Source organism: Novosphingobium resinovorum (assembly GCF_027922145.1).
In the GTDB taxonomy this organism is placed as follows: domain Bacteria; phylum Pseudomonadota; class Alphaproteobacteria; order Sphingomonadales; family Sphingomonadaceae; genus Novosphingobium; species Novosphingobium resinovorum.
The window spans coordinates 286,776-299,713 of record NZ_BSFC01000021.1; the positions used below are offsets into that span (position 1 = coordinate 286,776).

Consider the following 12,938-nt stretch of genomic DNA (forward strand, 5'->3'; position numbering starts at 1 on the left):
ATCCCCCCGCTCCAAACCCGTCGCTTGCGACCGTGTCCGGTTTTCGTCAGGCGAAAGTCCACCTCTGCAGTCTCGCCGCTCTTTCGGCTGGTGAAAAGGCCGCCAATACGGCGTTTCTCCGGGGCGGGCCGTGCACCATGTTCATGGCAAGGCCGACTGGCCCATTCCCATCAGAACGAGGTCCACCGTCCATGAAGCGTATGATGATCGCACTCACTTTTGCGGCCGCTTTTGCTCCCTGCGCCCTGCACGCCCAGAGCGTCGCCGAGATCGCTAAGGCCAAGGATGAGATCTGGGCATTGGAACGCTCGATCTATGCCGGTCGCGCAAAGGGCGACCTCAGCAGCTATGCCGACAATCTGGCGAAGGGCTACCTCGCATGGCCGCCGGTCTCCGCGAAGCCGCTGGGCACGACGACACTGAAGGCCAGCGCAGCGGCGACCCACACATCGCAGGAGAAGCTGGAAATGACATTCGTAGACTTCTCGATGAATGGGAACACGGCGGTCATCTACTACAACACCCACCGTACGCGCCGCGCGGACGGCACGCCGTGCGACGAACACTTCGACACGACGCACACCTGGCTGCGCGAGGACGGCAAGTGGCACGTCTTCGCCGGAATGGCGCGGATCACGCCGGGGTCGGCTGCCCCCTGAGGCCACGAATACTATCTGAGGCCCGCTCGGCCAGAGCCAGCACCGCCGCATTGGTCATGGCCTGCGGGATCGAGGGCATGATCGAGGCATCGACGATCCGCAGCCCCTCCATGCCACGTACCCGGCATTGCGGATCGGTAACCGCAAGGTCGTCGCGACCCATGCGGCAGGTCGAGACGGGATGGAAGAACGGCGACGCGGTGCGGCGAATGTGCTCCGCCAGCGCCTTGCGATCCCGTATGCCGGGGCCGGGATGGACTTCCGCCGCGACCCATTCGCGCAGCGCCGGTTGCGACAGGATCTCGCGGCTGATTTCGAAGGCATCGACCAGAGCCTCGACGTCCTGCGCCTCGGCCAGATAGTTTGGGTCGATCCGCAGCGCCTTTCCGTCTCCCAGCGTCAACGACCCGACCGAAATCGGCGCCATCAGCGCGGGCACGAAGGAAAAGCTGTCCGGTGGCGGTGCGCCCAGCTCAGGGCTGAGGAACGGCACCGTCAGCCCCATGATCTGCAGGTCGGGCACTTCGTCCATGAAGCGACTGCCTGCGATGATCAGCGACTCACAGTGGTTGAAGCGGGATGCCGGAACGGGGTGGCGCGCGCGCAAGAGCAGCCCGGGCACCAGCGGATGATCCTGCAGGTTACGGCCGACTTCGGGGCTGTCCAGCACCACCGGAATGTCCTGTGCCGCCAGCATCGAGGGATCACCCAGGCCCGAAAGCATCAGCAGGCGCGGCGTGTCGATCGCCCCTGCACTCAGGATCACTTCGGCGACCTTGCCGATCATAACGGGTCCGGCCGAAGTCAGCGCCTCTATTCCCGTACAGACCCTGCCATCGAACACGATCCGCCGCACGGCAATTCCGGTCGCGATGCACAGATTGGGGCGGTGCCTTACCGGGTCCACAAAGGCACTCACTGCGGTATCACGGCGACCATCGCGGACAGTAAGCTGGGTCCAGACCGTGCCGTCGCACCGCTCCGCGTTCCAATCGGGATTGGCACCATGACCGGCCGAGACGCCCGCCTCATGGATCGCAGTCGAGAGGGGGTTGCGCTCCGCCACGTCGCTTATGCGAAGCACGCTCAGCGGGCCGTCCTGCCCGCGGTATTCAGGATCGCCCGAGGACGCCGCTTCCAATCGGCGGAAGTAGGGCAACAGACCGTCTCCCCCCCACCCCGGATCGCCGGTCGCTTGCGCCCATCGGTCGTAGGCGCGCAAAGGCCCGCGCTGGAAACCCAGCGCATTGATCAGCGTCGAGCCGCCAAGCCCTTTGCCGCGCGGCTGCGCGACGCTTCTGCCCAGAAGACCGGGCTGCGGTGTCGAGGCGTAGTTCCAGTCGTTGGCCCCACCCGCAAGGCCGGGCCAGGCAGGCGGGGACCAGATCGCGGGATCCTCCGCCTCATTCCCTGCCTCCAGCAATAGTACCCGCCGGTCGCCATCCTCGGACAGCCGCCGGGCCAGAACGCAACCGGCCGAGCCGCCTCCAACGATGACATGGTCCCAACTCGCGGTCGCAAGGAAGCCGGGGTCGACCGGCCGGCCGCCGATGGTGACGTGAGTGCTGGAAAGCGCCATGATCTGTCTCGTTCAAGTGCGACACCGGCCCGAGGCAATTCCGGGCCGGTGTCGCCGATACTCAGAAGTTGAACCGGCCGCGCAGGCCGAACTGGCGCTTGTCGGCAGCGAATGCCGCCATCGACAGGCCACCCGACGGCAGCGCCTGCGTATCGCCGCCCGACTGCGCCGACTGGATGGAGCGATTGTCGAACAGGTTGGTCACGAAGAAGATGACCGAGTACCGATCGTTCTCCACGCCCGCCCGCAGATCGACATTGGCATAAGGCGCGTACCAGTAGCTATTGGTATTGTCCTGGTAACGACGGCTGCGATACTGGATGTCGCTCTCCAGCAGCAGGTCGAGATCGCCCGTCAGCGGCGCGCGATAGTTCAGGCTGCCCACGGCCGAGTGACGCGCCGATGCTTCCAGCCGCTTGCCGTCGAGGTTGACGAAGCAACCTTTCAGATTGCCCTCGGTGCGGATGGTGCAGCCGCCCGCCAGCGCGATCGTGATCGGGCTGGTCGAGGGCAGGTCGTAATCGGTGTAGCGCGCATCGAGATACGTATACCCGACAGAGAACGTCAGGCCCGGCGCGATGACGCCCGCCAGTTCCACTTCGGCGCCGTCGATCCGCGCGCCGCCGACGTTCTGCACGAGGCTGACGTTGCCCTGCGGGTTGACGCTGAAATCCACCGGCACCAGCGTCGATTCCTGCTTGTCCTTGTAGTCCATCCGGAAGATCGAGGCGTTGAAACGCAGCCGCCGGTTGAACAGGCTCGACTTGAAGCCGATCTCGTAGTTGTTGAGCTTTTCGGTGCCGAACGCCGCATCGTCCGGGTTCGGCGTCTGCACCTGCGACATGCCCGCCGGCTTGATCCCGCGCGAGAACGAACCGTAGAACATGAGGTCTGGATTGACCTTGTAGGTCAGTCCCACCTTGGGCGCGAAGTAGTTGGTCGAAGTGCTCGCCTCGAACACGCTGCCGGTCAGCGCGAAGGGATAGACCCCGTTCACCGCCGTCGTCGAGATGGCGATGCTGCGCGCGAAGAGATAGTCGTACTTCTCCTTGCCGTAACGGCCTTCGGCGGAGACCGTCAACTGGTCGGTCAGGTCGTATTCGGCGAGGGCGTAGGCGGAATAGTGCTCGGTCGTGCGGCCCTGATCCTGCGCCGGGCCATAGCCTCCCAGCAGCGCGAGGTTGGAATAGATGTTGACCGGCTGCCCGCCCGCACTGAACCCGGCGTTGGAGATGCTGCCCAGCTTCTGCTTCACGTCCTCCCACCAGTAGAGGCCGCCTACGGCCCAGCGGAAGCCGCTGCTGGTCTGGTCGCCGATGCGCACTTCCTGGCTGAACTGCTTGGTCAGTGTCGCGGCGTCGAAGAAGAAGAAGCCGGTCGCGATGCCGCCTTCGGGCACTTCGGCAAGCTGCGTCACGCCGGCCTGCGTATAGGACGTCAAGGGACGGCCGAAGAAGTCCGCATCCTGCCGCTGACGCGACCGCGAGCGGGTGAAACCGGTCCAGGTAGAGACCGTGATGTTGTCGCTTACGGCGAATTCGCCGCGCAGGCTGGAGAGGAACGTCTTGACGTGCGTGCCTGGGAAATCCTCCCCGGTCGCCGGATCGGCGGACAGCATCACCCGCCCGATGCCCTTGCCGATCTTGCCGCGCTGCGCGACATAGGCGGTGGAGCCGATCGTCGTCTGCGGCGCACCGATGATGCCGACCTGCTGCCCGGCCACGTCCGAGGGCAGCGCGATAGCCTCACGCATATTCACCTCGGGCGCACCGCCGATATAGTATTGCGGGCGCACTTCGTAGGTGTCGTCCGAATAGCTCGCGCGGGCGACGAGCTTCACGTCGCTGGACGGCTGAAACTTCGCGGCCACCGCGCCGCCCTTGGACTCGTAGCCGCCGATGCGCTTGCCGGTGACGTCGTTGTCGTAGAACCCGTCGAAGTAGGAATAGGCCCCGTTGAAGCGGAACGACAGTGTACCCGTGGCGGGCAGGTTGATCGCGCCGCGCAACTCGGCCTGACTGTAGGTCGCGACTTCGCCGCTCACGTAGCCTTCGACCCGGTCGCTGGTCGGCTCCTTGCTGATGTAGTTGATCGCGCCGCCGAAAGCCACGCGGCCATAGAGCGCCGACTGCGGCCCCTTCACCACCTCGATCCGCTCCAGATCGACCAGCTTCATGTTCGCGAGGTTGCCGCCACCGGCCGAGGCGATGGACTCCGAGGAAATGTCGATCCCGTCGAGCAGGATTCCCACCGGCGGACGACCGCGCGTGGCGGGAAGGCCGCGGATGTTCGGGCGCACGTCCTGCTGGACGAAACCCTTGTCCATGAAGATGCCGGGCGTCTGCTTCACGACGTCGGCCATGTCGCGGATGCCCTTGTTCTCGATCGCATCGGCGCCGAACGCCTGCACCGTCAGCGGCACCGACTGCAGCGTCTCCTCGCGGCGGCGTGCGGTGACGGTGATCTCGGTCAGCTGGCCGCCCTCCTCGGCTCTCGGCGCGGAACCGCCGTCCTCTGCGAATGCGGTTCCCGTATAGGCATGGGCGAGGGCGATGACGCTCGCCGCGCGCATGATGGCGTACTTCTTCATGGATTCAGCCCCCTTGTAGATATGATTGTTATGGACCGACGTGTCGGTCGTCCCCGGCCAGGGCGACGGCGCCTGCTGCGGGATACGGGAGAGAAGTTCACCCGAGGGGCGCGAACCGCCAACTCGTTCGCATCGAGATATTCTTATCGTGGATACTTGCCGCGCATATCTGCGTCCGCAGCCCGCGAATGCCGAATATGACAAGGCGCCGAGCCGCAGCGCGATGACTTTACCCTCAATCGTCATTGCGAGCGCAGCGAAGCAATGCAGGGCGGTTTACGCGGCCCTGCATTGCTTCGCTACGCTCGCAATGACGAAGGTTGTTCGGGATTGAAAGGATCAGCTCAGCGGGCAGCTGTGCATCGGGCGGGACATGCTCGCCAGCACTTTCCACTCGCCGTCGGTCTTCTGCCAGACGTGGATGTTGTCGTACGTCTGGTCGACCACGGTGCCATCGGGCATCCGCGTGCGGTGGTTCTGGTAATAGATCACCGCGGTGTCGCCCGAGAGGCTGAAATCGCGGAAGGTCGTCTCGATTACTTCCTTGTCGCGCCCGCGCATCGCCTGCTTGCCCGCGCGCAACTTGTCGATGCGGAACGGCGCGGGCGTACCGGCCGTCCAGGCGAGGAAATTGGGCGAGGCATTGTCAACGTAGAAGTCCACCATGCCTTTGCTGCGCCCCTGGTAAATGGCCATTTCCTTGGCCCAGATGATACGCTGGACTTCGGCGGCCTCACTGGCCTTGCTGTAGCCGTGAGCGGCGAACAGCCCGCCCGACGCCGCCAGCGCACCGATCGCGAGCGCCAGTTTACGATGGAAACGCATGGTCGATCCCCTGTCGAGATTGGATGTCGGGCAGCCGCGCACGATAGGCGAAGTAGCCCACGAGGTAGAGCAAGGCCGCGCAGGTCAGCGCGGGCAGGCAGATCTGCGTCAGAGCGAGGCCCAGCGCATGGCCGTCCTCCGCACCGCCCCCCCGTACCGCCGCGACGAGATAAGGCCCGAGCGTCTGCCCGGTGATGGTGTTGAACAGCCCGAACAGCGAGACGCAGATGCCGCGCATGTTGCCCGGCACCAGTTCCTGCACGCCGGTCACCATGCCGGTGCCGATCATCGGCATGAAGAAGCTGACCAGCCCCAGCGTCATGATCGCGGTCGCGGGCGTCGGCATGAACACCATCAGCGTTGCCGGGAACAGCATCGCCGAAACCGCGAAGAGGTAGAGGAACTTGCCGCCCGGGTGTCCGTGGCGCGAAACCCCGTCCACGATCACCCCCGCCAGCAGCGCGCCGAGCGTGCCCAGCACCATGCCGACCGAGCCCTGCCACTGCCCGACCTCGGCCGGGATCATCGCGAAGCGGCGCATAAGGTACGTCGCGCCCCATGCGTTGATGCTGTAGGTCATCATCACCAGCATCGCGAACCCGCCGTAGAACGGCACGAATACCGTCCAGTTGCGCCCGAGATAGGCCAGCACTTCGGGAAACGGCACGCGCGCGACGGCGCTGGCTGTCCCCCGGCGCACCGGCTCACGAAAGGTGAGCAGCAGCAGGATCACCGGAATACCCAGCAGCCCGGAGAACACGAAGGCGACGCGCCACGCACTCATCCCGTCGAGCAGCCCGATCCACGCGAAGCGGCCCGCCGGAACCGCGCTGACGATCGCGCCGGTCAGCATGATCGACAGCCCCCCAGCGAAGGATTGCCCGAGCAGATAGATGCTGATCGGCTTGCCGCGCTGATCCGGCGGAAACATGTCGCCGATCATCGAGACCGCGCAAGGGGCCAGCGCCGCCTCGCCTAGTCCGACGAGCAGGCGCGCCGTGAACAGTTCCCCGAACGAGCCCGCCAGACCGCCGAGGAACGTCGCCGCACTCCACACCGCGATGCCCACGATCAGCAGCCGCCGCCGCGAAAACCTGTCCGCCATCAGCCCTAGCGGAATGCCGGCCACGGCATAGAACAGCCCGAAAGCCAGCCCGAGCAGCAGGCTGATCTGCACGTCCGAGATGCCAAGGTCGCGCCGCACCGGATCGACCACCAAGGTCAGGATACCCCGGTCGATCACCGAGACGATCGACGCCGCGAACATCGCCGCGACGACCCACCAAGCCCTGAACCGGCTCGGATAGGCTTCTTCGGCAGCGTCGATACTCATGCCGGGAGGATGCGCAGCGAGGTGTCACCGGACGACAGCGCTTCCGCGCCGTCAGCGCGCACGACCATCATGTCCTCGACATGCGAAGTGCCGTAGCCGATCTCGTGATAAGGCATGTCCATGGTGAACACGGTGCCTTCCTCGAACACCATGACGTCCTCGAAGTACGCCGGATCGGGCTCGCCGCCGACCGGCCAGGGCTGGTCGGTGTGCTCCAGACCGACCGGGTGCGCCCCGCCCAGCCCGCGTTCGAAGCCGTGCTGCCGCAGTACGTCGCGGATGATCTCCGAGCCGCGCGCATAGGTCATCCCCGGCCGCACTTCCGCATAGAACACCGCAAGCGCGGCGCTGTTCGCCTCCGCCCGGCGCGCGACTTCGTCAGGCGGCGTACCGACCACGATGGTCCGGCCGACGTCGCCCTTGTAGCCCAGATATTCGCCGACGCTGTCGATCTTGGTCGGCTCGTCCTTCTCCACCATGCCCGAATTGAGACCGCGCTGGTTGACGATGAGCCACAGCGACTTGCCGCCAAGCTCGCCCCACTTGCGCTGGTGGCCGATGTCGATGTCCTGCAGCGGCTGGCCGATATGCATGGTCGCGATCGCCGCATCCAGCGCGGCTTCGTTGCGGATCGCCGCCTGACGCAGAATGGCGATCTCGGGCTCGGACTTCACCATGCGGATCTCGCGGAAGATGTTGAGCGCATCGACCGCCTTGCCATGGAAGTCCGCGCCCAGAACGCCGGGTACGCGCATATCGTCGAACCCGAGCGTTCCACGCGTCAACCCGGCCTTCGCCAGCGCATTCGCCAGCGATCCGCCTGCCGAGGCGCCGGTCTTGCCTTCATACTCGGCGTAAAGCGCCATCAGCAGCCGGTCGCGATCGGTCATGCTGTCCTCGCGGATGGCCCTGGCCCACGGGCTCGGCAACGGTTCGGGAATGGCCCGCCCTGCCGCGTCGGTGCCGATCGGGTAGCTGAAGACCTCCACGCTGGGCATCCACGTCGGGCGGTAGTCGAGATGATAGACCATCGACCCGTTGACGATCAGCGAGGCCGGAGCCTCCCGATTGCGCGGCAGCACGGCGAAGCTCGAATAATGGCGGCCCATCATCGCCGAAATGCCGAGATGGCTGGAGAGGTAGTAGATATTGCTGGGCAGCGCGGCGACGAGCCCGTCCAGCCCGTACTTGTCCATGATCCGGTCCGCCCGGTCCCGATGCACCAGCATCTCGCCTTGCCGGGTATGCTCGATCAGTTCGGGCGCCAGCCACTTCGCCAGCGTTCCTTCGCATACGTCCGCAGCATCGATCATCGCGTAAACTCCTGACGGGCGCGGCGCCGAGTGACCGGCAGTCGCCCATTTGTCTTCGCCGGAGATGATTGACGCAGGGTCAGCGCCGGTCACGAAGAACCGAACGAGTTATTCGTTAGCCGAAAACTTCAGAGCAAGTATCTGCATGAAAAGGGTTATCATGGTCGGCAATCGTCATGGCCAACCGCCCCATGCCGGGATCGGCCCTTAAATCTCCGACAGGCGGATAGATTTGAATTCGTCGTCAGTGATTTCAAAAAACTGTCGTGTCATCGCCCGCAGACAGTCACGCCATACCGCCGGCATGAGGGTTATAGCCGGTCGGATGAGCCTGATAAAGGGGCAAGGCAGATGATGGAAAGCGGCGTTCCCATTCGCTCCGTAAGCCGGACTTTGGGTGTACTTCGAACGATCAACGAGTTCGGCAGCGTCTCTATGTCGGAGATCGCGCGGCACGAGAATCTGCCCTATCCCACGGCGTTCCGCATCATGCAGACGCTGCTTCACGAAGGCATGATCGAGCGTGAGGACCGCAGCAAGCGCTACCGTCCGACCGCGCTCGTCCAGTCGCTCGCCAGCGGCTACGAGGGTCAGAAGCTGCGCACCGCCGCGCAGCCGCTGATGAGCGACCTGACGCGCGAAATCGGCTGGCCGGTGTTCCTGTCCGAGCGCGTCGGCCGCCGTTTCGTGATCCGTGCATCGACCCACCATGAAACCACGCTGACCTTCTTCAACTGGAAGCCCGGCAGCACGTTTCCGGTGCTCGGCAGCGTCACCGGCATGGCGTGGCTGGCCTATCAGTCCGAAAACTGCGCCCACGACCTGCTGCGCGGCGAGATGGACCCCGACACCCGCAACGACATGTTCGACGTGGAGGAACTGCTACGTTCGCTGGAACAAGTGCGCAGCAGGGGCTACGCGTGGCGCCCATCTGTCTACGAAAAGAACGGCAAGACCGCTTCGCTCGCGATCCCGATCATGCGCGATGGCGGGGTCGAGAACGTCCTGACGATGACCTATTTCGCCTCGGCCATGAAGGAGACCGTGGCGATCGACCGCTATCTCGATCGTCTGCGCAGTTCGGCGGAAACCATCGCGACCACGCACTGACCCGTCAGACCGGCCGCAAGGCCGCCAGATCGCGCGCCACTCGCCTGAGCGCAGGCAAGTAGCGTGAGTGCAGGTCGGCCATCGACACCCGGTCCGCCTGGGTGCCGATGTTGACGGCGGCGATCACGCGGCCATCGACGATCACCGGAACCGCCACCGAGCGCAGCCCGCGCTCCAGTTCCTGATCCATGATCGCGTAGCCTTCCTGCGCGACGTGATCGAGGATCTCCAGCAATGCCAGGGGTTCCGTCACCGTCCGGTCGGTGCGCGCGGTCAGTTCGGTACGCCGCAGGTACGCCTGCTGTGCGGCCCGGTCGAGACCGGCCAGCATCACCCGCCCCATCGAGGTGCAGTAAAGCGGCAGGCGGCTACCCACCCGCAGCGCGATCGACATGATCCGCGACACTTCCGCGCGCGCTACGTAATAGACCTCATCCTCCTCGATCACGCCGAGGGAGCAGGATTCGTGCAGATCGTCGCGCAACTGGTCGAGCAGGGGCTGCGCCCGCATCGCCAGGCTGCTTGACGAAAGATACGCGAAACCGAGCGCCAGAACCTTGGGGCGCAGCGCATAGAGCGTGCCGTCCTGCACCGCGTAGCCGAGCCTGACGAGCGTATGCAGGCAGCGCTTCACCGCCGGACGACTCAGCCCCGTCAAGCGGGCCGCCTGTGCGATCGTCATCGGCCGTTCGCTGTCCGCAAAACAGCGCAGAACCGCCAGTCCCCGTGCCAGCGAGGTCATGAATTCGGGATCGCCTTTCGCGTCCAATTGCCCGAAATCCTGCATGCGCACACCTAAACAACCGATTACCGGACAATATCACGTTTACCGATTGACGCAACCTACCCAGAGGCAGACACGCGAGGTCAGCATTCAACATAAAGCCTTTGGAGAGTCGGATGATCGACAAGGCCATCGACGGCGCCGCTGCGGCCGTCGCGGATATTCATGACGGCGCATCGGTGATGATCGGCGGTTTCGGCACCGCCGGCATGCCCGACGAACTGATCGACGCGCTGATCGCACGCGGGGTGGGCGACCTCACCATCATCAACAACAATGCCGGCAACGGCGAGCACGGTGTCGCCGCGCTGATCCGCGAAGGGCGGGTGCACAAGATCGTCTGCTCGTTCCCGCGCCAGTCGGATTCGCACCATTTCGACGCCGCCTACCGCGCCGGAAAGATCGAGCTGGAGCTGGTTCCGCAAGGCAATCTGGCCGCGCGTATCCAGGCTGCGGGCTCCGGCCTCGGCGCGATCTTCACGCCCACCGGCTACGGCACGCTGCTGGCCGAAGGCAAGGAAGTGCGCGAGATCGACGGCAAATACTACGTGCTCGAATACCCGATCCAGGCCGACTTCGCGCTGATCAAGGCGCACAAGGGCGACCGCTGGGGGAACCTCGTGTTCCGCAAGACCGCGCGCAATTTCGGGCCGATCATGGCGATGGCGGCGAAGACCACCATCGCGCAGGTCAGTGCGATCGTGCCGCTGGGCGAGATCGATCCCGAAGTGGTGGTGACGCCGGGCATCTTCGTCCAGCGCGTCGTCGCGATCGCGCCCGCGCAAATCGCCGTAGCGGCCTGAAAGGAGAGGATACCATGAACCGCCTCAACCGCGACCAGATGGCCGCCCGCGTCGCCCGCGACATTCCCGAAGGTGCCTACGTCAACCTCGGCATCGGCCTGCCCACCAAGGTCGCCAACTACCTTCCTGCGGAGCGCGAGATTTTCATGCAGAGCGAGAACGGCCTGCTCGGAATGGGGCCTGCGCCCGCTCCGGGGGAGGAAGACTGGGAGCTGATTAATGCTGGAAAACAGGCAGTTACCCTGCTGACCGGCGGCTGCTTCTTCCACCATGCCGACAGCTTCGCGATGATGCGCGGCGGCCATCTGGACATCTGCGTGCTCGGCGCTTTCCAGGTTTCGGTGCACGGCGACCTCGCCAACTGGCACACCGGCGAGCCTGACGCGATTCCCGCGGTCGGCGGTGCGATGGACCTTGCCATCGGTGCCAAGCAAACCTTTGTGATGATGGAACTTCTGACCAAGCAGGGCGAGAGCAAGCTGGTCGAAAACTGCACCTACCCCCTGACCGGCCTCGGCTGCGTGTCGCGGGTCTACACCGACCTTGCGGTGTTCGACCTCGGCCCCTCCGGCGCGCGCGTGGTGGAGATGGTCGAGGGCCTCGACATAGAGGAATTGCGCCGCATCACCGGCCTCGACCTGGCCTTCACGAAAGCCGCCGAGCCCGTCTGACCAAGCGGCACTTAAGACGCCCACAAGGGTGCAAAGGACGACCACACGATGACCGAAGCCTTCATCTGCGATACCATACGCACACCCATCGGCCGCTACGCGGGCGGCCTCTCGAAGATCCGCGCCGACGACCTCGGCGCCGTGCCGATGCGCGCGCTGATCGCGCGCAACCCCTCGCTCGACCCGGCCGCCATTGAGGAGGTCTTCTACGGTTGCGCCAACCAGTCCGGTGAAGACAACCGCAACGTCGCGCGCATGAGCCTGCTGCTGGCGGGCCTGCCGCACACCGTCCCCGGCGTCACCCTCAATCGCCTGTGCGCTTCGGGCCTCGAAGCGGTCGGCACTGCGGCGCGGGCGATCCGTAATGACGAGATGGCGCTCGCCATCGCGGGCGGCGTCGAGAGCATGACGCGCGCGCCCTTCGTCATGGGCAAGTCCGACAGCGCCTTCGGCCGCGCGCAGAAGCTGGAGGACACGACGATGGGCTGGCGCTTCGTCAACCCGGCGCTCGATGCGCTTTACGGCACCGAGACGATGCCGCGCACCGGCGAGAACGTTGCCGAGGACTTCGGCATCAGCCGCGCCGATCAAGACGCCTTCGCCCTGCGCAGCCAGCAGCGCGCCGCCGCTGCACAAGGCGCCGGCTTCTTCGCGGAGGAAATCGTCCCCGTCACCGTGCCGGGGAAGAAGCGCGGCGAGACGCTGGAGGTGTCGATCGACGAACACCCCCGCGCCGACACCACGATCGAGACGCTGACCAAGCTGAAGCCCTTGTTCGGTCCCGAAGGCACCGTCACGGCGGGCAATGCGTCCGGCATCAACGACGGCGCGGCGGCGATGTTCGTCGCAAGCGAGGCGGCGGCCAAGGCACATGGGCTGACGCCGCGCGCGCGCATCCTTGGCATGGCGTCGGTCGGCGTCGAGCCGCGCGTCATGGGGATCGGCCCCCTGCCCGCGACGCTCAAGCTGATGGAGCGGCTTGGCCTGACCATCAGCGACTTCGACGCGATCGAGCTGAACGAAGCCTTCGCCAGTCAGGGCCTTGCCGTCATGCGCGGCCTCGGCCTGCCGGACGATGCGCCGCATGTGAACCCCAACGGCGGCGCCATCGCGCTGGGCCATCCGCTCGGCATGTCGGGCGCGCGCATCGCCATGAGCCTCGTGCACCAGCTGGAGAAGACCGGCGGCAGGCGTGGCCTCGCCACGCTGTGCATCGGTGTCGGCATGGGGCTGGCGCTAGCGGTCGAGCGGGTCTGAGGGCCGCAGCGGCC

Annotated in this window: 11 protein-coding genes; 5 read left to right on the forward strand and 6 right to left on the reverse strand. The window is 65.4% G+C overall.

Annotation, left to right across the window (positions count from 1 at the left end; genetic code table 11):
- Positions 1 to 191: 191 nt before the first annotated feature.
- A complete protein-coding gene (locus tag PKE80_RS13735) occupies positions 192 to 659 on the forward strand; it encodes a nuclear transport factor 2 family protein (RefSeq protein ID WP_271182956.1) in 468 nt (155 codons plus the stop codon).
- On the opposite strand, the gene PKE80_RS13740 is transcribed toward PKE80_RS13735, so the two are convergent.
- The 5 genes from PKE80_RS13740 to PKE80_RS13760 form a co-directional block, all read right to left on the reverse strand.
- On the reverse strand, positions 634 to 2,238 hold the full coding sequence (locus tag PKE80_RS13740) for a GMC family oxidoreductase (protein WP_271182957.1): 1,605 nt from the start codon (positions 2,236 to 2,238) through the stop codon (positions 634 to 636). The two genes, PKE80_RS13735 and PKE80_RS13740, sit on opposite strands and share 26 nt — an antisense overlap.
- 61 nt (positions 2,239 to 2,299) lie before the next feature.
- Positions 2,300 to 4,828, reverse strand: a complete 2,529-nt coding sequence (locus tag PKE80_RS13745; protein ID WP_271182958.1) for a TonB-dependent receptor — start codon at positions 4,826 to 4,828, stop codon at positions 2,300 to 2,302.
- A 339-nt stretch (positions 4,829 to 5,167) separates the two neighbouring features.
- Positions 5,168 to 5,653, reverse strand: a complete 486-nt coding sequence (locus PKE80_RS13750; RefSeq protein ID WP_271182959.1) for a nuclear transport factor 2 family protein — start codon at positions 5,651 to 5,653, stop codon at positions 5,168 to 5,170.
- Positions 5,637 to 6,986, reverse strand: a complete 1,350-nt coding sequence (locus tag PKE80_RS13755) for an MFS transporter (RefSeq protein WP_271182960.1) — start codon at positions 6,984 to 6,986, stop codon at positions 5,637 to 5,639. Before PKE80_RS13755 ends, PKE80_RS13750 begins: the two co-directional genes overlap by 17 nt.
- Positions 6,983 to 8,299, reverse strand: coding sequence for a M24 family metallopeptidase (locus tag PKE80_RS13760; protein WP_271182961.1), 1,317 nt, complete (start codon positions 8,297 to 8,299; stop codon positions 6,983 to 6,985). The genes PKE80_RS13755 and PKE80_RS13760 overlap by 4 nt, the downstream gene beginning before the upstream one ends.
- 354 nt (positions 8,300 to 8,653) lie before the next feature.
- Here PKE80_RS13760 and PKE80_RS13765 point away from each other — a divergent pair, with 354 nt between their 5' ends.
- Positions 8,654 to 9,409 (forward strand): IclR family transcriptional regulator domain-containing protein, encoded by a 756-nt coding sequence (locus PKE80_RS13765; RefSeq protein WP_271183153.1) that lies wholly within the window; start codon positions 8,654 to 8,656, stop codon positions 9,407 to 9,409.
- A 4-nt stretch (positions 9,410 to 9,413) separates the two neighbouring features.
- Here PKE80_RS13765 and PKE80_RS13770 read toward each other — a convergent pair whose 3' ends face one another.
- A complete protein-coding gene (locus tag PKE80_RS13770; RefSeq protein WP_271182962.1) occupies positions 9,414 to 10,178 on the reverse strand; it encodes an IclR family transcriptional regulator domain-containing protein in 765 nt (254 codons plus the stop codon).
- Positions 10,179 to 10,309: 131 nt separating this feature from the next.
- Here PKE80_RS13770 and PKE80_RS13775 point away from each other — a divergent pair, with 131 nt between their 5' ends.
- The 3 genes from PKE80_RS13775 to pcaF are packed head-to-tail and all read left to right on the forward strand — an operon-like array spanning position 10,310 to position 12,924.
- On the forward strand, positions 10,310 to 10,996 hold the full coding sequence (locus PKE80_RS13775) for a 3-oxoacid CoA-transferase subunit A (RefSeq protein WP_271182963.1): 687 nt from the start codon (positions 10,310 to 10,312) through the stop codon (positions 10,994 to 10,996).
- A gap of 14 nt (positions 10,997 to 11,010) precedes the next feature.
- Positions 11,011 to 11,667, forward strand: coding sequence for a 3-oxoacid CoA-transferase subunit B (locus PKE80_RS13780; RefSeq protein WP_271182964.1), 657 nt, complete (start codon positions 11,011 to 11,013; stop codon positions 11,665 to 11,667).
- 48 nt (positions 11,668 to 11,715) lie between these two features.
- A complete protein-coding gene (gene pcaF / locus PKE80_RS13785; RefSeq protein WP_271182965.1) occupies positions 11,716 to 12,924 on the forward strand; it encodes a 3-oxoadipyl-CoA thiolase in 1,209 nt (402 codons plus the stop codon).
- The last annotated feature ends 14 nt before the right edge of the window (positions 12,925 to 12,938 follow it).